Below are 17,969 nucleotides of genomic sequence, written 5' to 3' on the forward strand. Positions count from 1 at the left end.
CACCAGCCCAACAGGCGAGGCAATCGCCAATATAATCAATTCGTATGGCTCGACTATTTTTTAAGCATTGATGCAGAAACGCACCATTCTCCACATTTGACGTCGACAAAGGCAGGCAGATCGGGAAAATTCGGTTATATTTCCTTGCGATCCGGCCGGTCTTCTTGCAAAAGACCCCCAAAGAAACAGACAACGCGCTTTACGAGACCCCGGATCGGGGTGCAAACGAGGAATGATGCGAAGGCATACACCGACAACCGTCCCAATTTCGGGATTCCGTTATGTCACAAGCGCATAGCTAAAAGTATCGTATCAAGGCAGGATTGACCCTGAAACCGGATTGTTGTGCAAAGCTTCGGCCGTCAATCCTTGCAGTGAAACGCGAAAACAAAATATCAGGACATTCATCAGGTGGAATACAGCGCGGGAATGTTTACTTCGGATGAAGATCATCGGCAGGAACGCAAATGCATCTCGGCCGGATTTCTTTTGGAGTTGACGCGCCGTCGTTCCACAACATGCATATCTTGATGAAATATCGGCCTTTGGACACAGGGAATTGGTAAACATGGCAGATGGACGCAAAGTCGCTTTGATCACCGGCATCACCGGTCAGGATGGTTCCTATCTGGCGGAACTCTTGCTGAAGAAGGGGTATGAAGTGCACGGCATCAAGCGCCGCGCCTCGCTCTTCAACACGGACCGCATCGATCATCTCTATCAGGATCCGCATGAGAAGGATCGCCGCCTGATCCTGCATTACGGCGACATGACGGATTCCTCCAGCCTGATCCGCATCATTCAGCAGGTACAGCCGGACGAGATCTACAATCTTGCCGCCCAGTCGCACGTCGCCGTGTCATTCGAGGAGCCGGAATATACGGCAAACTCCGACGCGCTTGGCGCGCTGCGCATTCTGGAAGCCATCCGCATTCTTGGACTGGAGAAGAAGTCGCGCTTCTACCAGGCCTCCACCTCGGAACTCTATGGCCTCGTGCAGGAAATTCCGCAGCGTGAAACCACGCCCTTCTATCCGCGCTCGCCCTACGCAGTCGCCAAGCTCTATGCCTACTGGATCACGGTCAACTACCGCGAAGCCTATGGCATCTATGCCTGCAACGGCATTCTGTTCAATCATGAGAGCCCGGTGCGCGGCGAAACCTTCGTGACGCGCAAGATCACCCGTGCACTGGCCCGCATCAAGCTCGGCCTGCAGGATTGCCTCTATCTCGGCAACCTCGATGCCAAGCGCGACTGGGGTCACGCCAAGGACTATGTCGAGATGCAGTGGATGATGCTGCAGCAGGAACAGCCGGAAGACTTCGTCATCGCGACCGGCGTGCAGTACAGCGTGCGCGAATTCGTCGATGCCGGTGCCAAGGAAATCGGCCTCTCCATCACCTGGAAGGGTGAAGGCGTGGACGAGAAGGGCTATGACGCCAACGGCAAGTGCATCGTCGCCGTCGATCCGCGCTATTTCCGTCCGACCGAAGTGGAAACCCTGCTCGGCGATCCGGCCAAGGCCAAGGAAAAGCTCGGCTGGGTGCCGAAGATCACCTTCCAGGAACTGGTCGCCGAAATGATGCGCGAAGACCTGAAGGCTGCCGAGCGCGACGAACTCGTCAAGCGCCACGGCTTTGCGGCCTACGATTATCACGAATAAGCCGCAGGCTCCGTTCGGTGATATTTTTGAGGGGCGGTGGAGACACCGCCCCTTTGCATGTCACGCGCCTGCCAGGCAGTGGGGCAAATCGGGCCGGACGGGCCTGCCCCTGCCGTTCACCACAGATCGACGTGGCGGTTGACATCCTTGTAGAGCAGATAACGGAACCGGCCGGGGCCGCCGGCATAGCAGGCCTGCGGGCAGAAGGCGCGCAGCCACATGAAATCGCCGGCTTCCACCTCCACCCAGTCGGCATTCAGGCGATAGACGGCCTTGCCTTCCAGGACGTAAAGCCCGTGCTCCATCACATGCGTTTCCATGAAGGGAATGGTGCCGCCCGGCTCGAAGGTGACGATGTTGAGGTGCATGTCGTAGCGCAGGTCGGCGGGGTCGATGAAGCGGGTCGTTCCCCAGGCGCCGTTGGTATCGGGCATGTGGGAAATCGCGTGCTCGTCTTCATGGGTGAAGATCGCAGGCGGCAGTTCCAGCCCCTCCACCATCTGGAAGCGCTTGCGCACCCAATGGAATTTCACCGCAACCATCCCGTCGTTCTTCAGCGTCCACGCGGCTCCTGCCGGCAGATAGGCGAAGGAACCGGCGCGCAGACGGTGTGCAGCGCCCTCCAGCGTGATGGTCATCTCGCCCTCGACCACGAAGATGGCGCCCTGCGCCTCGCGGTTCGGCTCCGGCCGAAGGCTGCCGCCGCCCGGTGCCACTTCCATCAGATATTGTGCAAAGGTTTCGGAAAAGCCGGTCATCGGCCGGGCGATGATCCAGGCGCGCGTCTTGTCCCAGTGCGGCAGCAGGCTGGTGACGATGTCGGACATCACCGTGCGCGGTATCACGGCATAGGCCGTGGTGAACACCGCCTTGCTGGAGAGAAGTTCCGTCTGGCCCGGCAGGCCACCCATGTTGGCGTAATATCGCGCTTTTTCCATTCTTCCATTCCACGCTCTGGTCACGGCCGATCGTTGGCCTTGCCTTCTCATAAACCGAAGGACGGGCAAGATAAATGGCGCTGAGATCGGGCCGTGCCGGATCGAGTGCGACCGTGAGCATCAGGCATCAGGTCCGTCCGAGGATCCAGCCCTCCCACGTGGTCACCGGTGTCTCAGGGGGAGCCCCCTCCCCCCGGACGCCGAAAACCACGTCGATCATGGACAGCAGCCCGACGGCGCAATCGAAGCGGTCTTCACCGGAGGCATCCGCGCCGAAGCCATCGGCAAGGCATGGCAACAGGGCGGCGGCGTCCACCGATGTGCGGCTCTCGACCCAGCGCTGCAGAAAGCCGCAGACGCTGCGGCGCCCCTCCTGCCTGCGCTTGCTCCACACCGGCGCGCGCGGAATACCGATCTGGCCATAGCCATCGCCCGGATAGGTTTCCGCAATCACGGTCTTGTTTTCGGCCAGAACCTTGAACAGCGGGCCATCGAAAGGCCAGAGACCGACACGATACCGGTTGGGCTGGATGATCTCGCGCCAACCGGTGATTGCCGCCTTGCCAACCTGGTTGCCGCCAAGCGTCCAGAACAGCATGGCGGGCGTCGCGCGGCCCGGCGCCGGCCGCTCGCATTCGCGCAACAGATCGGCCGCCTGCAGTCCCAGCCCTTCGAACAGATGGCTGCGCAGCGTGCCGCCGGGTCGGGCGGGATAGAAGGGGCGCGTAACGGTAATCTCCCGCGGGATCGTGGCGACGCGAAACCAGTCCGCCCATTTCCCCTCGCCCGCCACATCCAGAAACTGGCGGAACGAAGCAAGGCCAGTGCGTGCGCCATAGGCGGCCGGCAGCCCGATCGGGAAATCAAAGCCCAGCAGCAGCGGACCGGCCGCGACGGCACGTGTCCGCAGACGGTCGATCAGATCGGCCGTGCTGGCAACCGGCTCAGGCGCGGTAACGTGATAGCGCTCGCCGCGTCGCAGAGCGACCGCCATCCAGCGCTTCCGCGCCTCAATGCTCCAGTCGCAATGGACGATGACTGCCGGCTGCATGGCCTCTGGTTCTCCGGATACTTCACCATGACACAAGGCGGATCAATTGAGATCCTTCAGCAGGCGCCGGTGCTTGCGGGTTTCGCGCAGCACCTCGCCGAAACGGTGAATGCCCCGCGCCGCCAGCATGTCCTTCAGCTTGAGGAAGACCTCTGCCGTCGCCATCGCATCGCCGATTGCGGTGTGGCGGTCGCTGCGGGCAATGGAAAGGCCCAGGCGTTCGGCCAGGGCATCCAGCGTATGCGTTTCGGCCTGGCCGAAGACGGCGGCCGACAGCAGCACCGTATCGAGGATCGGGTTGTCGAAGCGTCCGCCGAGTTCCCGCTCGCGCCGTCGCAGGAATTCCATGTCGAAGGGCGCATTGTGGGCCACCAGAATTGCTCCCTGTGCAAAGAGCCGGAAACGCTTGGCGATCATATGCGCCACTAAGATCGAGTTGCAACTCGCTTTTCCCAATGGTTTTGGACTGCAGGTCCTGCAACAGCGAGAAATCGCCGCCGGCCGGCAGCAGATCGAACATGACGTTCGAAAGCATCTGTACCATCGGGTCCGACCGCTCCTTCCAGCCACGCAATAGCGCCGCAAGGTGCTGACCGGCGGCGGGCACCATTGCGGATTGGTGGCCACCATGCCGCCGGGCAGACGATTTATCCACACTCATTACTCCGCGTGCTGACAAAGCAGGCAAGCTCCGTGAAATAGGCCATCTCTTTGGAAGTCACGCGATTATTGATAAAGGTGCAATTGTTCTGGTCGGATACGCCCGTATGTTCCTGGCGCGCCTGGATGCCGCAGGCAAGCCAGAGATCCGGCGCCGGCGGCGGGCTGCACCTCACATCGGGCAGAGGATCAGTCCGGCGCCCTGCCGGCGTTGAGTTTCCCGCACAGCCCACAGTTAGACCAAAGTCGTTCTGATCGGCAAATTTCCGTTGTGCTAGATTTCGATCTGTCGCTTTTGCTGGCTGCTGTCTGATCGACACCGGAGCGAAGGCCGTGCCCGGCACCAGCGGGCGAGGCAATGGGGAGGCGGACCGCGCAAGCGGACATTGCAGTCCGGACGGGTTGAGAGGGCCGCGTCTGGGCCGCAAACGACACGGAAGTGGCGTTTGCGGGACAATGTGATCAGCGACATTGGCCGGCTGGAAAGTCGGAAAACCAGGAGGAGGTATAAATGGCCGCAATTGAAATGAACGCCAGGGACCGATCGCGTCCCATGACGAGTGAGGAGAAGAAAGTCATCATGGCTTCTTCTGCCGGTACCATTTTCGAATGGTACGACTTTTATCTGTATGGTTCACTCGCCGCCATCATCGGCGCCCAGTTCTTCACGGCATTTCCGGAAGCCACGCGAAACGTCTTCGCGCTTCTCGCCTTTGCCGCGGGCTTCATCGTGCGTCCCTTCGGCGCTCTTGTCTTCGGTGCGCTGGGCGACCTTGTCGGCCGTAAGTACACCTTCCTGATGACCATTCTCATCATGGGCCTGTCGACCTTCCTCGTCGGCCTGCTGCCGACCTATAACAGCTGGGGAGCGGCGGCACCGATCATCCTGATCATCCTGCGCATGCTGCAGGGTCTGGCGCTTGGCGGTGAGTATGGCGGGGCGGCGGTCTATGTGGCCGAACATGCGCCCTCCAACCAGCGCGGCTATTTCACCTCGTTCATCCAGACGACGGCGACGCTCGGGCTGCTGCTGTCGCTGATCGTGATCCTGTCGGTGCAGAGCTACGTGAATGCCAACTGGGCGCCAACCGCCGTTCTCGATGCCGCCGGTGCGGCCGTGATGAACCCGGATGGCACGCCGCGCATGATCAAGGCCTTCGACCTGTGGGGCTGGCGCATCCCGTTCCTCGGCTCGATCGTGCTTCTGCTGATCTCGCTCTACATCCGCATGCAGATGAACGAATCCCCCGCCTTCAAGAAGATGAAGGAAGAGGGTGCTGCCTCCAAGGCGCCACTGCGTGAAGCCTTCGGCACGTGGAAGAACGGCAAGTTCGCCCTCATCGCGCTCTTCGGCCTCGTCGCAGGCCAGGCCGTCGTCTGGTATTCCGGCCAGTTCTACGCCCTGTTCTTCCTGCAGAACGTCATCAAGGTCGACAGCTTCACGGCCAACGTCATGGTGGCCTGGTCGCTGATCCTCGGCACGGGCGGCTTCCTGTTCTTCGGTTCGCTGTCGGACAAGATCGGCCGCAAGCCGATCATTCTTGCCGGCTGCCTGATTGCCGCACTGACCTATAAATTCGTCTTCCCACTGCTGACGGAAACGGCCAATCCGGCACTTTATGCAGCGCAGCAGACGAAGGTCACCGTCACCGCAGCCCCCAATGATTGCTCGTTCCAGTTCAACCCGGTTGGTACGGCAAAATTCACCTCGTCGTGCGATATCGCCAAATCGACCCTCGCACGTTCGTCGGTGAACTATGAAACCATTGAGGACGCGGCCGCAACCACGGCCCAGATCAAGATCGGCGAAACGGCGATCCCGGCCTATGACGCGAGCAAGCTTTCGGGCGACGCCGCCAAGACCACGCCGGCCGCCTTCACGAAGTCGGTCAACGAGGCCCTGACAGCTGCCGGTTACCCGCTCTCGGCCGACAAGAACACGACGATCATCCGTTCCGCGCATTTCTTCGACATCTTCAGCGGCCAGAAGATCGCCGTCGTTCTGATCCTGACCTACCTCATCATCCTGGTGACGATGGTTTATGCGCCGATCGCGGCGATGCTGGTGGAACTGTTCCCCACCCGTATCCGCTACTCGGGCCTGTCCCTGCCGTATCACATCGGCAATGGCTGGTTCGGCGGCCTGATGCCGGCAACGGCCTTCGCGATCTCCGCCCAGACGGGTAACGTCTATGGCGGCCTGTGGTACCCGATCATTATCGCGGCTGCGACGGTCGTGATCGGTGCGCTCTTCGTCCCGGGCAACACCCATAAGAAGGATATCTTTGCCGACGACGCGAAGTAATCCTCAAGCCCTTCGAGTTGCGCGACAGGCTGGCCTCACCGCCAGCCTGTTTCGCTTTGCAGACAGCTCAACGCTTCTGTTTTTCCCAGACGAGCCAGCCGAGCAGGAAGATGCCGAGAAGGACAGCATTGGCGAGGATGCCGAGACCAATGGTGGCAATCCGGCTGGCATCAGTTCCGGCGGCTGTCGTGAGCGGCAGGAGGATCGCAACGAACACCACACCCATGGCCAGGGGCACCGTCATGCCCATGGTGTGCCGTGTCCGGAGCGCCGTCACCAGAAGGAAGAACATCAACCCGATCCGGAACGGGTCCGTGAGCTGCGAAACCAGAAGATCCACCATCATTCAAACTCCCCCACAATTCACGGGCAGGCTTTCATAAAGCGCACCAGGGAGCAAGTCATTTCAATGTGTTATCGAAAATCGAAGTGGCAGCTGCCGGACACGAAAAAGGCCGGCGAAGAAACCTCGCCGGCCGGTCAAGTTGCTGGTCGTCGGATATCTCAGGCGAGCGTATAAGCGGTCTTCACCACGGTGAAGAATTCGGCGGCATACTTGCCCTGTTCGCGCGGACCGAAGGAGGAGGCCTTGCGGCCGCCGAACGGCACGTGGAAATCGACGCCGGCTGTCGGCAGGTTGACCATCACCATGCCGGCTTCCGAATTGCGCTTGAAGTGCGTGGCATGCTTCAGGCTCGTCGTGGCGATGCCGGCGGAGAGGCCGAAGGGCGTGTCGTTGGCAACCGCAAGCGCTTCCTCGTAGTTCTTGACGCGGATGACGGCGGCCACCGGCCCGAAAATCTCCTCGCGGCTGATGCGCATGTCGTTGGTTGCTTCGGTAAACAGCGTCGGCTGCAGGTAGAAACCGGGCGTTTCGCGCTCGATCCGCTCGCCGCCGAAGGCGAGCCTGGCACCTTCCTGCTTCCCGATCTCGATATAATCGCAATCCTGCTTCAGCTGCTTTTCATCGACAACCGGGCCGATATGCGTGCCGTCCTTCAGCGCGTGATCGACAGTGAGCTTGCTGAGACGCTCGGTGAGGGCCGCGACGAACTTGTCGTGGATGCCTTCGGTCACGATGATGCGCGAGGAGGCCGTGCAGCGCTGGCCGGTGGAGAAGAAGCCGGAATTGGCAGCAGCTTCGACGGCGACGGACAGATCCGCATCGTCCAGCACCACCATCGGGTTCTTGCCGCCCATTTCCAGCTGGAACTTGCGGTTATGCTCGATGGAGGCGAGTGCCACGCGCTTGCCGGTGCCGGTCGAACCGGTGAAGGTGATGCCGGCGAGATCCGGGCTGTCGAGCATCGCCTGGCCAACGACGGAACCGCGGCCCATCACGAGGTTCAGCACGCCCTTCGGCAGGCCGGCACGGTGCAGGATATCGACGATCGCCCAGGAGCAGCCGGGCACGAGATCGGCCGGCTTGAAGACGACCGTATTGCCGTAAGCGAGCGCCGGCGCGATCTTCCAGGCCGGAATGGCGATCGGGAAGTTCCAGGGCGTGATGATGCCGATCGGGCCGAGCGGCTCGCGGGTGATCTCGACGCCGATGTTCGGGCGGGCGGAGGGCAGAACCTCGCCGGCCAGACGCAGGGTTTCACCGGCGAAGAAATCGAAGATCTGCGCCGCACGGATCGTCTCGCCGATGCCTTCCGGCAGTGTCTTGCCCTCTTCCTGCGACAGAAGGCGGCCGAGTTCCTCCTTGCGGGCGAGGATTTCGTCCGCCGTCTTCTTCAGGATCGCGTGGCGCTCCAGAATGCCGGAGCGCGACCAGGCCGGAAACGCCGCCTTGGCCGCAGCAATGGCGGTTCTGGCATCTTCGGCGCTGGCCTGGGCATAGAGACCGACAACATCCTTGGTGTCGGACGGATTGATGTTCTCGGATGCCGAACCGCCGACCCACTCGCCGGCAATCAGGTTCTGGTGGATGGTCATGGAGCCTCCCTCTGGCGTTCAAGCGCCGTTTTGAAAATCACAAAGAAAATAGGCAAGGCGCACGCAATGTCACCCCTTCACTGCCGACATGCAACCAAACCCGCCGCCTGCACGCCACCATACTTATATTACGTATTCTCGCAATACATATGACAGGTTAGGCGACCTCGCGCCGCACGCTCCACAGCGCGCGCGAACGCCACGCAGAAAGGCAAAAAATTTGCGGATTTTCCCATGTTAACAGCGGGATAACACGAAAGTTTCCTAGCGTAACGGGACACCGGCGAAATTTTATTTTACAAAACCTCTTGCTCATTTGCCAAAAGCGCGTAAATTGCACTCATCGAACTTGGTTGTGACTTTGTCCACGAGCGGCGACGCTCTGTCAGATTTCCCTTCAAATATCGATCCTCGGCCGGGGTCCGGTCAGGAAACCTCAAGCGATTTGAAAAGGAGATCGTTATGAACAGTGGCACCGTAAAGTGGTTCAACAGCACCAAGGGTTTTGGTTTCATTCAGCCGGATAACGGCGGCCAGGACGTTTTCGTTCACATCTCGGCCGTTGAGCGCGCCGGACTTCGTGGCCTGACCGATGGTCAGAAGATCAGCTACGACATCGTCCAGGACAAGCGCTCGGGCAAGAGCTCGGCCGATAACCTGATCGCTGCGTGATTGTCATTCACCGGCACCGACCACGGATGTACTGGCGGTTGATCGGAACAATGACGTGAGAGAGGTCGGGGTAACGCCCGGCCTTTTTGTTTTGCGCACGCCGGGAGGCCACGCATGCCAGGTTCACGTTATGCCGTGGGGGACCGTGTGGTCCTGAAGGCCGCACCGGCCACGAGCGGATCGCCGACCACCGGCTGCATTTCCGCCGTGCTGCCCTCCGCGAACGGGCAGGCGCAATACCGAATTCGGTTCGAGAACGAAGCGTTCGAGCGCCGGATCATCGAGGCGGACATCGATCCTGAACGGTCGGATCGCCCGATGCTGGAAGACAAGGCCGTCCTGCCCGCCAAGGGGACCTCGTGGTTGAACCCCGCGCGGATCAAGATCGGCAAGTGACCAACCCCAACATTGCACATCAGCCGTCATTGGCGTGCAAAAAGGAGATGTTTTGCAGGTTCTAGTCCGAGACAACAATGTCGATCAGGCCCTCCGGGTCCTGAAGAAGAAGATGCAGCGCGAAGGCGTTTTCCGCGAAATGAAGGCGCGCAGTTCCTACGAGAAGCCCTCCGAGCGTCGCGCCCGCGAAAAGGCCGAAGCCATTCGCCGTCAGCGCAAGCTGGCGCGCAAGAAGATGCAGCGCGAAGGCCTTCTGCCGGCGCCGAAGAAGGCAGCCGTGCGCGGTCGCCGTTGATCGTGCGTCCAGAGCGTTTCCGCCCGATATGGCCGGAAACGCCCTCTTCCGTTGCAAGCCACGGCGCCAGACTGGCGCTTCACCGGTGCCGCAGCGCCTTCTCTCACGAACCGCAGGGCCAAAACCATGCCGGATGATGCCAAGCAAAGCCGCAGCAGACCTTCTGCCCGGGATCGCGCCGAAGCCACCGACCATACGGCCCGCGCGATCATAACGGCAGAGGCGGAAGCCCGCCTGAAGAAGACCGAAAAGCTGAAGGCTCTTCGGATGGAACGCGAGGCGGACACGCCGCCTGTGGAAAAGCAGCCGGCCGGCCGCCGCAAGCGCCCCGCCTGACCGCGCCGACGGCGCACCATTCGTCTCCTGACACCTAGCCGCCCTGTCGCGGCATCTGCTGGTCTCGCGGCAATTCGTGCGGCCTGATGACAGGCGTATCGCCAACCGGCGGCGCCGGCTCCACCATCTCGGGATCCCCAACCGCCGGCGGCTTCAACACGCCGTTGCAATCGGACAGTTGTGCCGAGGCGGAGGGGCTTGCGCCGTTTTCCCGGGGTCTTTCTGCGTTCTGCTGCTGTTCGGGCACCACACAATCCTGCCGGCCGCCATCAGCAGCACCGTCCTGCGCGCTGGCCGGGCCCTGGCCCATGGCGAGCAGCAGTACGGCTGCCGCCAGCGGCAGACGGATTGCGGAACAGACGTGCCCGCGCAAACGGATGCGGGGGTAAGCTTGGCTGCGATGTCGGGACATGGGTTTTCTCCTTTTGCGGAGTCAACCCGCGCCGCGGCAAGCCGTTCCCGCCGGGGCGAAGTCTTGCCGTCGCGGGCGGTTGAAGCGGCAGGCGCTCTCCGGCTCCTGCCCGGCATGCCAGGGATCAGTCCAGCGGCGTGAAGCTGTCGCGCACCACGATTTCCGGCACCACCCGCTCGCGCCCCGGCTCGCCATCCGGATCGGCGATACGCCGCTCCAGCAGGTCGACCGCGCGCTGCGCCATCACGACCGGGTCCTGGCGGAAGGTGGTCAGCCCGTAATTCAGCCAGGCGGCCTGCGGCACGTCATCGAAGCCGATGACGGCGATATCCCCGGGAATGTGAAGATTACCCTCGCGGCGCAGCACGTCCATCACCCCGAAGGCGATCAGGTCGTTGGCGCAGAAGACCGCATCCGGTCGTTCGCTTTCGGCGAGCAGCGCGCGGCCGGCCATCACGCCGCTTTCGTAGTCGGAATCCGGCCCGTGGGCGATCGCAACGCTGAGCCCGTGATATTCCACCTCCGCCACGAAGGCGATCTGCCGCTCCAGGATCGAGGGGGTTGCCGAATGCGAACCGGCAAAGGCCAGCCGCCGCCGTCCGGCGCGGATCAGAAGACGCGCCGCCTCGATGGAGGCTTCCGAATTTCCGGCATGCACGTGATCGGCATCCGGCTCCGAGCGGCCGATCATCACCACCGGCTGGCCGTTGCGCTTGGCAAGCTCGAAGAAGCTGGCCGGCGGCGAGCCGGACAGGATGATGGTGGCTTCCGCCCGGTGGCCGATCAGCGTCTTCTGGGCGGCCAGAAGCTCCTCTTCCGTCTGCCCGGTATTGATGAGGATCGGCACGCTGCCGCGGCGGATCAGTGCCTTGGAGAGGGCCGCCGTGAGGTAGGCGCGAAAGCCCACTTCCGGCTTGGTCGCCACGATACCCACCAGCCGGCTCTGGTTGTTGAGAACGCCGCGCGCCAGGTCGTTTACGTGATAGCCGAGCTCTTCCGCCGCCCTGAGCACCTTTTCACGGGTGGCGGGGGCAACGCTGGCCCCCGGCGTGAAGGTGCGCGATACGGCCGAGCGCGACACGCCCGCCCGCCGCGCCACCTGCTCGGCGCTGACAAAGCGCATCCGGTTTGAAGGGGTCTTTCCGTCTTTCATCGCAAGCCTCACCGTCCGACGCGAGAGAGAACGTCGGCCTTCAGGAAGCGCTCGACGATCAGCATGAAGATCAGGGATGGCACCAGAAGCAGCAGTGCCGTGATGGATGCAACCTGATAGTTGCCGCCGGACCCCGCCGTGTAAAGCAGCAGCGGCAGCATGTTCACATCCGGGGCACCGACGAAATAGCTGCCGGTGAATTCATCCAGGGATTCCAGGAAAACAAAGATCGCGCTGGCCATCAGGCCGGGTGCGGCCAGCGGCAGCGTGATGTCGCGAAAGGTGCGCATGGCACCCGCGCCGAGGCTGCGGGCGGCCTGTTCCAGTTCCACGTCGATGGCCGAGAAGGCGGCGGCGGCAATCCATACCGCATAGACCAGCCCGTGCGAGACATGCACCAGAACCACGCCGGCAATCGTGCCGTTGAGGCCGATCTCGTAGAAGAGGCGCGCCACGTTGACGTAGACGGTGAGGTTCGGAAATGCCTGCGGGATCAGGAAGGCAAGCAGGATGAGGCTGCGCAGCGGCAGCTTCAGCCGGGCCAGCGCATAGCCGGCGGGAATGGCGAAGGCGAGCGAGACGATCACCGTCAGCACCGCCACGACGAGCGAATTGCCGAGCGATTCCAGAGCCCCTCCCCGCGGCGCAAACACGCGCGTCCAGGCGGAAAATCCGTATTCCAGCGGCAGCGCATGCGGAAAGTACCATTTCTCCGTCACGGTCCACAGCAACATGTTGAACAGCGGGCCGAAGATGAAGAAGGCCATCAGGCCGAAGATCAGGCCGCGTGGCAGCCACCAGAGCACGGAGAGGTTCAAACGCAGGCCCGTCATCACGCGCGCTCCCTGAGGCTGATCTTGAGGTAGATCCAGGCGACCGACGAGGCGAGCACCAGCGAGATGAGGCCGAGCGCGTTCGCCACGCCGTAATCGCCATAGGCATTGACCCGGAAGGCGATATCGGCGGTCAGCATGGTCGGCGACTGGGCGTTGATCATCAGCGGCACCGACAGGACCGACATCATGGTGACGAAGGACAGGATGAGACCGACGGCAAGCGTCGCCGTGACCTGCGGGACGATGATCTCGATCAGCACGCGCAGCCGCGACGCGCCGAGATTGACAGCCGCCTCGATGCCCTCGCGGTTGACCGAGGCCATGGCGCCCGCCACCAGAAGGGCGACGAAGGGCGTCTGCTTCCAGACGAAGGCGATCACGATGCCGCGCCAGTCGAGAAAGCTCATCGCATCGATGGGCCCCATCAGGCCGAGGCTGACCGCCGTATTGTTCATCATGCCGTTCTTGGCCAGGAAGGTGCGCAGGATCTGGCCGACGACGATGAAGGGAATGAACATCGGCCAACGGTAGAGCCAGCGCAGGATGGTGACGGCAACGGGATGGGCTCCGAGCGTCAGATAGCCGCCGATCGCCACCGCGCCGAGCCCGATCAGCACCGTGGAGAGGCTGACAATGCCGACGCTGAACAGAATGTCCTTCAGGTAGAGATCAAAGGCCTTGGCAAAATTTCCCAGTCCCAGCCCGCCGTCCAGCTGAAAGGCGCCGACAGCCGACATGACGAGCGGCAGGATGAACAGCAGCGCGATGACCGCCAGAGCGGGCAGGACAAGCAGGAGACCGAGGAGACGTCTTGGCATCAAGGGAACCAGTCACAGCAGATGGATGAGGTATTCCGATCACGGGGGCAATGCACCGCCGCTCCTCCCCCTCTGGCCTGCCGGCCATCTCCCCCGCGAGGGGGAGACCGAACCGGCAATGCCGCCCTCCCTCTCATACGCCGTGACGGATGAGAGGCTCACCGCTCTGCGTTCTCCCCCTTGTGGGGGAGATGGCGGCAGCCAGAGGGGGTCTTTGCGGAACCGGAAAACTTACTTCACCGACTTCTCATAGGCTTCGAGGATTGCGGTGTTGTAGGGCGCGATCGGGAACGGCTTGCCCTTGGAGGCCAGGTCTTCCGGCGAAATGTCGACGAACAGCTTGTTCCAGGTGGCGTCGTCCAGCTCGGCCTTGACGTGCTGGGCGTCGATGCCCGGATACCAGTTGAAGCGCTTCACGATGCCTTCGGCCTGAACCTTCGGGCTGGTGGCGAGTGCCACGAACTTCTCGGCCAGATCCTTGTGGGCGGTCTTTTCCGGGATCACGTAGTGCATCGGCTGGCCCGGCATGCCCGGTGCCGGCAGAACGAGCTTCATGTCCGGCGGCAGACGGCCGTCGGCCTTCCAGCTGTAGAACATGTCGACCCAGACCGGACCCATGGCAATTTCGCCGCGCGACAGGAGATCGAGCGTGCCGGCATTGCCCGGCGTCAGCGTCGCATTGGTGGTGAAGTCGGCAAGGCTCTTCAGTGCCTTGTCCCACTTCTTGGTTTCCTCTTCCTTGAACGGGCCGTTCATCAGCGTCTTGGCATCGCCCTCGCCGAAGGCATAGATCCAGCCCATGACGAAGCTGACGCCGGAGGCGCCACCCTTGATGCCGTTATAGCCGAACTGCTTCGGATGGGCCTTCGCCCATTCGACGATCTCGGCATAGCTCTTCGGCGGGTTGGCGACGAGGGCCGGATTGTAGGCGATGGCCGTCTGGCTGTTGAACATCGGCATGACATAGCCATCGACATTGGTGCCAAGCGCCAACTTGGCATTGTCGCGGGTCACCAGCTTGCCGGTGTCGATATCGCCGCGATACTTGGCGAGATAGCCCTTGGTGACCATCGGGCCGACGAACTTCTCGTGGACCACGGCAACGTCCGTATCCCACTTCTCGGCCTTGGCGCCGGCCTGGGCGTCGAAGCGCTCGAGGATCTTCTGCGAACCGGCATCGCCGGGGCCGGTGCCGACGGCGCGCACCGTGTTGCCCGGATAGGTCTTCTCGAACAGCGGGCCGAGATACTGGTTGATGTAGTCGACCATGTTCTGGTCGCCGGCGGTGGCAACCGTCAGTTCCTCGGCATGCACGGGCATGGCCGCAAAGGCAGCGGCGAAGGCGACGTAGGACAATTTCTTCATGGATCTTCTCCGGTTGGGTCGGGAAAGGATGTCAGGCTTCGGTTTTCGCGCCCGAGGGGCGGGAAAGGGATGCGGCGGCGGGCTGCGCCGTATTGAACAGGAAGAGGGCATCGGCCCCCACATGGACGCTGACGCGCTCGCCCGGCTGGCAGGCACGCGGCGCATCCGCCAGGATCTCGTGGGCGCCGGCGCGCACCACATGGCGCCAGTGGCCGCCGGGATAGGTGACCGCCAGAACCTCGCCCTGAAAGGTCAGCCCCTCTTCGGGCGCGGCGGCATCGGCGTCGGAAAGAATGCGTGCCGCCTCCGGCCGGAACCGGGCCTCGACGGCGCCGGACGCGAGCGAGCGTCCGTCAAGCGACACGCTGCCGGTGGCCCGGATGGCGCCGGGCGCCAGCACGAAACGGTCGCCGGATACAAGACCTTCGAGCGCCAGCAGGTTCTCCGCCCCCATGAAGGCGGCGACGAAGGGCGTGGCCGGCCGATTGTAGACCTCTTCCGGCCGGCCCTGCTGGGCGATGCGCCCGGCATCCAGGATCACGATCCGGTCCGCCATCACCATGGCCTCCTCGCGGTCATGCGTGACATGGATTGCCGTGATGCCGAGGCGCTGCTGGAGCGCACGCAGTTCGTGCCGCACCGTCAGGCGGATGCGTGCATCGAGATTGGACAGGGGCTCGTCGAGAAGCAGAATCTCCGGGTCGATGACCAGCGCGCGGCCGAGCGCCACGCGTTGCCGCTGGCCGCCGGACAACGCCTGCGGCTTGCGCCCGCCCAACCCGTCAAGACCGAGCAGCGAACGCATGGCGGACACTTTCGCAGCGATTTGCGTGCGCGGCACGCCCTTCAGCTTCAGGCCATAGGCAATGTTCTCGTCCACCGTCATGTGCGGCCAGAGCGCATAGGACTGGAAGACCAGCGCCATGCCGCGCTTGTCCGGCGGCAGATGGGTGATGTCGCGTGCACCGATGTGCACGCTGCCAGACGAGGGAGCGACGAAGCCTGCCAGCGTGCGCAGGAGCGTGGTCTTGCCACAGCCGGAAGAGCCCAGCAGCGCGACGAATTCGCCGGCGCGGATGGACAGATCGATATCCTTGAGCACCTGCGTTGCGCCATAGCGGGACGCAATGCCGTTCAGCTCCAGATAACCCGATCCATTCATCTTCGCACTCTCCTTGCACAGCTGTGCAGCTACCGGAGAGTGTCTTAGGGCCTGTTTCTAACAGGCAGATGACAGGCGGGAACCTTGCCGAATTTTTAGCAGCAAGGGAAGAGGTCAGGCGAGGAAGGAGAAGCCTTCCGCGAGAGCGGGCGCGCAAGCCAAGATGCCGCCTCCCTGTGCCAGCAGCGTCTCAACGGGCGCCATCGCCACATGGGCACCGGCCTCGCGGGCGATCAGCGCACCGGCCAGCATGTCCCAGCTGTTCAGGTGCCGTTCGTAATAGAGATCGGCCGCGCCTTCGGCGACGCGCACCAGGCCAATGGCTGCAGCCCCCATGCGCCGGTAATCGACTCCGAGGTCGTGCAGCCGCCGGGAGACGGAAAGATAATCCTCGAAGCGCGTGCGGCGGCTGTGGCCGAGCATGGCGATCGCCAAGGCCGGATCCCGCGTTGCCGCCGCCCGGATCGGCGCCGCGTCACGAAAGGCCCCCTCGCCGGCAATCGCATGGAAAACGCAGTCCTGCGCCGCATCATAGATGACGCCGAGACGGATCTCCCTGTCCTCGACATAGGCAATCGACACGCCCCAGTGACGGAAACCGCGGATATAGTTGGTGGTGCCGTCGATGGGATCGACTACCCAGACGCCACGGCTGCCGGCGAGATTACCACCCTCCTCGCCCAGAAAGCCGTCGCCGGCGAAATCGGCCAGCAGCCGGCTGCGGATCTCGGCCTCGGCGCGTCGATCCACCTCCGTGACGAAATCCTGCGGCCCCTTGTTTTCGACCGACAGCGACAGGGGATCGTTCTCGGCCCGATGACGCGCCGCCCAGCGCCCGACCTGGCGGGCGATATCGATGGCGGCGGCGGCACGTGCCTCGACCGGGGTTCGATGCGGCAGGCTGTCGGTCATGAGATGGTGTTCTTTCCGGCGATTCGCGATCATGGGTGTCCGGGGTTATCACCTCATCGCTTCCGCCGGCGCAAGCCTTGGAACCCGCCGCAGAGGACGGCCCCATGGAGACATGGGGCGAATGTCACTTTTCCTGCACAGCAGGGAACCAAATGCGTGCAGGGCTGTTGTCCTGCACGTTGGAAGGAAGGTGACGACATGACGACTGATCACGCAAGCGATCGCGTCCGCGCGGAAATGATCGAACTCATTCCAGCCCTGCGATCCTTCGCCCGGCGACTGGATCGCAGCCCCAGCAATGTCGACGATCTTGTCCAGGAGACCCTGACGCGGGCCCTTGCCAATCTCGACAAGTTCCAGGAGGGCACCAGCCTCAAATCCTGGCTCTTCACCATCCTGCGCAATACCTTCTGTACCAAGTTCGGCCTTGCCAAGCGCGAAACGGTGGGGCTGGAAGATTGCGCCTCCGCCCGCCCGGCCGTCAACGCGCCGCAGGAATGGTCGGTCCGCGCCCAGGAATTCCACCGCGCCTTTCTCGGCCTGCCACCGCATTATCGCGACGCAGTCGATATCATCCTGATCCAAGGCCAGAGTTACGAGGTGGCGGCAGAGCGCTGCGGATGCCCGGTCGGCACGATCAAGAGCCGCGTCAACCGCGCCCGGGCCCAGCTGGCAACGCAGCTGGGCTGAGCCCGCCCCAGGCCGGCGCCGATTCCGGCAAGGGAACGGGCTTGCCCCCCCCCCCCGCAAGCGCGAACCGCCGTGCAGGCGCGAAATCCGTTGGCTCGCTTTTCCCTTCGAACGCGCCTTTGCCTGCCGCCACGGCAGGCCGGGTGTCGGCGTGCCCAGGCGACAGTCCACCTCAATCTTATTGCGTGATGGCGTGCGGGCTGGGCTGGCCCGGCTCGTTCTCGGTGGTTTCCTGGAAGGGCCGCGACCCGAACACCACGACGAGCAGCAGCAGCACGAGCGCTGCAATGATGATCCAGCTGTTTCTCTTCATGAGACAATCCTTGCCGGCTGGACGCCGGCCTTCTGCGCGGGTGGGAAACCGGCG

Annotated in this window: 21 protein-coding genes; 7 read left to right on the plus strand and 14 right to left on the minus strand. The window is 62.9% G+C overall.

Annotated features, from left to right (window positions below; all coding sequences use genetic code 11):
* Nucleotides 1-568 precede the first annotated feature (568 nt).
* Nucleotides 569-1,663, plus strand: coding sequence for a GDP-mannose 4,6-dehydratase (gene gmd / locus KLP42_RS18250; protein ID WP_215568391.1), 1,095 nt, complete (start codon nt 569-571; stop codon nt 1,661-1,663).
* 116 nt (nt 1,664-1,779) lie between these two features.
* Here gmd and KLP42_RS18255 read toward each other — a convergent pair whose 3' ends face one another.
* The 4 genes from KLP42_RS18255 to KLP42_RS27290 form a co-directional block, all read right to left on the minus strand.
* Nucleotides 1,780-2,601, minus strand: coding sequence for a bifunctional allantoicase/(S)-ureidoglycine aminohydrolase (locus KLP42_RS18255; RefSeq protein WP_215568392.1), 822 nt, complete (start codon nt 2,599-2,601; stop codon nt 1,780-1,782).
* Between the two features lie 127 nt (nt 2,602-2,728).
* On the minus strand, nt 2,729-3,652 hold the full coding sequence (locus KLP42_RS18260; protein WP_215568393.1) for a DUF429 domain-containing protein: 924 nt from the start codon (nt 3,650-3,652) through the stop codon (nt 2,729-2,731).
* 42 nt (nt 3,653-3,694) lie between these two features.
* Complete coding sequence (locus tag KLP42_RS27285) at nt 3,695-4,282, minus strand: 3'-5' exonuclease (RefSeq protein ID WP_353844897.1); 588 nt, start codon at nt 4,280-4,282, stop codon at nt 3,695-3,697.
* Nucleotides 4,283-4,299: 17 nt separating this feature from the next.
* The gene (locus KLP42_RS27290) at nt 4,300-4,656 is read right to left on the minus strand and encodes a DUF294 nucleotidyltransferase-like domain-containing protein (protein ID WP_353844898.1); all 357 of its coding nucleotides are present in this window, start codon (nt 4,654-4,656) and stop codon (nt 4,300-4,302) included.
* Nucleotides 4,657-4,865: 209 nt separating this feature from the next.
* Between KLP42_RS27290 and KLP42_RS18275 the strand changes: the two genes are divergently transcribed.
* Nucleotides 4,866-6,617, plus strand: coding sequence for an MFS transporter (locus KLP42_RS18275; protein WP_215568566.1), 1,752 nt, complete (start codon nt 4,866-4,868; stop codon nt 6,615-6,617).
* Between the two features lie 67 nt (nt 6,618-6,684).
* Here KLP42_RS18275 and KLP42_RS18280 read toward each other — a convergent pair whose 3' ends face one another.
* Together KLP42_RS18280 and KLP42_RS18285 are read right to left on the minus strand one after the other, a co-directional pair.
* Nucleotides 6,685-6,963, minus strand: coding sequence for a hypothetical protein (locus tag KLP42_RS18280; RefSeq protein WP_215568396.1), 279 nt, complete (start codon nt 6,961-6,963; stop codon nt 6,685-6,687).
* A 158-nt stretch (nt 6,964-7,121) separates the two neighbouring features.
* On the minus strand, nt 7,122-8,555 hold the full coding sequence (locus KLP42_RS18285; RefSeq protein ID WP_215568397.1) for an aldehyde dehydrogenase family protein: 1,434 nt from the start codon (nt 8,553-8,555) through the stop codon (nt 7,122-7,124).
* Nucleotides 8,556-9,017: 462 nt separating this feature from the next.
* On the opposite strand from KLP42_RS18285, the gene KLP42_RS18290 reads away from it, so the two are divergent.
* The 4 genes from KLP42_RS18290 to KLP42_RS18305 all read left to right on the plus strand — a co-directional run bounded on the left by KLP42_RS18290 (nt 9,018) and on the right by KLP42_RS18305 (nt 10,254).
* Nucleotides 9,018-9,227, plus strand: a complete 210-nt coding sequence (locus KLP42_RS18290) for a cold-shock protein (protein WP_215568398.1) — start codon at nt 9,018-9,020, stop codon at nt 9,225-9,227.
* Between the two features lie 114 nt (nt 9,228-9,341).
* Nucleotides 9,342-9,623, plus strand: a complete 282-nt coding sequence (locus KLP42_RS18295) for a cold-shock protein (RefSeq protein WP_215568399.1) — start codon at nt 9,342-9,344, stop codon at nt 9,621-9,623.
* Between the two features lie 52 nt (nt 9,624-9,675).
* A complete protein-coding gene (gene rpsU, locus KLP42_RS18300) occupies nt 9,676-9,918 on the plus strand; it encodes a 30S ribosomal protein S21 (RefSeq protein WP_165215382.1) in 243 nt (80 codons plus the stop codon).
* 126 nt (nt 9,919-10,044) lie between these two features.
* Nucleotides 10,045-10,254: a hypothetical protein gene (locus KLP42_RS18305; RefSeq protein WP_215568400.1), complete on the plus strand. Its 210-nt coding sequence runs from the start codon at nt 10,045-10,047 to the stop codon at nt 10,252-10,254.
* A gap of 34 nt (nt 10,255-10,288) precedes the next feature.
* Here KLP42_RS18305 and KLP42_RS18310 read toward each other — a convergent pair whose 3' ends face one another.
* The 7 genes from KLP42_RS18310 to KLP42_RS18340 all read right to left on the minus strand — a co-directional run bounded on the left by KLP42_RS18310 (nt 10,289) and on the right by KLP42_RS18340 (nt 16,912).
* Complete coding sequence (locus tag KLP42_RS18310; protein WP_215568401.1) at nt 10,289-10,666, minus strand: hypothetical protein; 378 nt, start codon at nt 10,664-10,666, stop codon at nt 10,289-10,291.
* Nucleotides 10,667-10,790: 124 nt separating this feature from the next.
* Nucleotides 10,791-11,819: a LacI family DNA-binding transcriptional regulator gene (locus KLP42_RS18315; protein WP_252193090.1), complete on the minus strand. Its 1,029-nt coding sequence runs from the start codon at nt 11,817-11,819 to the stop codon at nt 10,791-10,793.
* A gap of 8 nt (nt 11,820-11,827) precedes the next feature.
* A complete protein-coding gene (locus tag KLP42_RS18320; RefSeq protein ID WP_215568402.1) occupies nt 11,828-12,652 on the minus strand; it encodes an ABC transporter permease in 825 nt (274 codons plus the stop codon).
* Nucleotides 12,652-13,473: an ABC transporter permease gene (locus KLP42_RS18325; RefSeq protein WP_215568403.1), complete on the minus strand. Its 822-nt coding sequence runs from the start codon at nt 13,471-13,473 to the stop codon at nt 12,652-12,654. The genes KLP42_RS18320 and KLP42_RS18325 overlap by 1 nt, the downstream gene beginning before the upstream one ends.
* Before the next feature lie 231 nt (nt 13,474-13,704).
* Nucleotides 13,705-14,838 (minus strand): ABC transporter substrate-binding protein, encoded by a 1,134-nt coding sequence (locus KLP42_RS18330; RefSeq protein WP_215568404.1) that lies wholly within the window; start codon nt 14,836-14,838, stop codon nt 13,705-13,707.
* A gap of 31 nt (nt 14,839-14,869) precedes the next feature.
* Nucleotides 14,870-16,000, minus strand: coding sequence for an ABC transporter ATP-binding protein (locus KLP42_RS18335; protein ID WP_215568405.1), 1,131 nt, complete (start codon nt 15,998-16,000; stop codon nt 14,870-14,872).
* A gap of 114 nt (nt 16,001-16,114) precedes the next feature.
* Nucleotides 16,115-16,912 (minus strand): inositol monophosphatase family protein, encoded by a 798-nt coding sequence (locus tag KLP42_RS18340; RefSeq protein ID WP_215568406.1) that lies wholly within the window; start codon nt 16,910-16,912, stop codon nt 16,115-16,117.
* Between the two features lie 198 nt (nt 16,913-17,110).
* On the opposite strand from KLP42_RS18340, the gene KLP42_RS18345 reads away from it, so the two are divergent.
* The gene (locus tag KLP42_RS18345) at nt 17,111-17,602 is read left to right on the plus strand and encodes a sigma-70 family RNA polymerase sigma factor (RefSeq protein WP_215568407.1); all 492 of its coding nucleotides are present in this window, start codon (nt 17,111-17,113) and stop codon (nt 17,600-17,602) included.
* A 178-nt stretch (nt 17,603-17,780) separates the two neighbouring features.
* Here KLP42_RS18345 and KLP42_RS27155 read toward each other — a convergent pair whose 3' ends face one another.
* Nucleotides 17,781-17,915, minus strand: coding sequence for a hypothetical protein (locus tag KLP42_RS27155; RefSeq protein ID WP_286675486.1), 135 nt, complete (start codon nt 17,913-17,915; stop codon nt 17,781-17,783).
* Between the last annotated feature and the right edge of the window lie 54 nt (nt 17,916-17,969).

Origin of the sequence: Rhizobium sp. CSW-27 (assembly GCF_018760785.1) — a bacterium.
GTDB lineage: Bacteria > Pseudomonadota > Alphaproteobacteria > Rhizobiales > Rhizobiaceae > Neorhizobium.

Excerpts from the sequence above, each read along its gene's own strand:
- KLP42_RS18335 (WP_215568405.1), bottom strand. The coding sequence starts at position 16,000 with ATGAATGGATCGGGTTATCTGGAGCTGAACGGCATTGCGTCCCGCTAT.
- KLP42_RS27155 (WP_286675486.1), bottom strand. The coding sequence starts at position 17,915 with ATGAAGAGAAACAGCTGGATCATCATTGCAGCGCTCGTGCTGCTGCTG.
- gmd (WP_215568391.1), top strand. The coding sequence starts at position 569 with ATGGCAGATGGACGCAAAGTCGCTTTGATCACCGGCATCACCGGTCAG.
- KLP42_RS18315 (WP_252193090.1), bottom strand. The coding sequence starts at position 11,819 with ATGAAAGACGGAAAGACCCCTTCAAACCGGATGCGCTTTGTCAGCGCC.
- KLP42_RS18325 (WP_215568403.1), bottom strand. The coding sequence starts at position 13,473 with ATGCCAAGACGTCTCCTCGGTCTCCTGCTTGTCCTGCCCGCTCTGGCG.
- KLP42_RS18305 (WP_215568400.1), top strand. The coding sequence starts at position 10,045 with ATGCCGGATGATGCCAAGCAAAGCCGCAGCAGACCTTCTGCCCGGGAT.
- KLP42_RS18275 (WP_215568566.1), top strand. The coding sequence starts at position 4,866 with ATGACGAGTGAGGAGAAGAAAGTCATCATGGCTTCTTCTGCCGGTACC.
- KLP42_RS18290 (WP_215568398.1), top strand. The coding sequence starts at position 9,018 with ATGAACAGTGGCACCGTAAAGTGGTTCAACAGCACCAAGGGTTTTGGT.
- KLP42_RS18295 (WP_215568399.1), top strand. The coding sequence starts at position 9,342 with ATGCCAGGTTCACGTTATGCCGTGGGGGACCGTGTGGTCCTGAAGGCC.
- KLP42_RS18320 (WP_215568402.1), bottom strand. The coding sequence starts at position 12,652 with ATGACGGGCCTGCGTTTGAACCTCTCCGTGCTCTGGTGGCTGCCACGC.
- KLP42_RS18255 (WP_215568392.1), bottom strand. The coding sequence starts at position 2,601 with ATGGAAAAAGCGCGATATTACGCCAACATGGGTGGCCTGCCGGGCCAG.
- KLP42_RS18280 (WP_215568396.1), bottom strand. The coding sequence starts at position 6,963 with ATGATGGTGGATCTTCTGGTTTCGCAGCTCACGGACCCGTTCCGGATC.
- KLP42_RS18310 (WP_215568401.1), bottom strand. The coding sequence starts at position 10,666 with ATGTCCCGACATCGCAGCCAAGCTTACCCCCGCATCCGTTTGCGCGGG.
- KLP42_RS18285 (WP_215568397.1), bottom strand. The coding sequence starts at position 8,555 with ATGACCATCCACCAGAACCTGATTGCCGGCGAGTGGGTCGGCGGTTCG.
- KLP42_RS18330 (WP_215568404.1), bottom strand. The coding sequence starts at position 14,838 with ATGAAGAAATTGTCCTACGTCGCCTTCGCCGCTGCCTTTGCGGCCATG.
- KLP42_RS18260 (WP_215568393.1), bottom strand. The coding sequence starts at position 3,652 with ATGCAGCCGGCAGTCATCGTCCATTGCGACTGGAGCATTGAGGCGCGG.
- KLP42_RS18340 (WP_215568406.1), bottom strand. The coding sequence starts at position 16,912 with ATGACCGACAGCCTGCCGCATCGAACCCCGGTCGAGGCACGTGCCGCC.
- KLP42_RS27285 (WP_353844897.1), bottom strand. The coding sequence starts at position 4,282 with ATGGTGGCCACCAATCCGCAATGGTGCCCGCCGCCGGTCAGCACCTTG.
- KLP42_RS18345 (WP_215568407.1), top strand. The coding sequence starts at position 17,111 with ATGACGACTGATCACGCAAGCGATCGCGTCCGCGCGGAAATGATCGAA.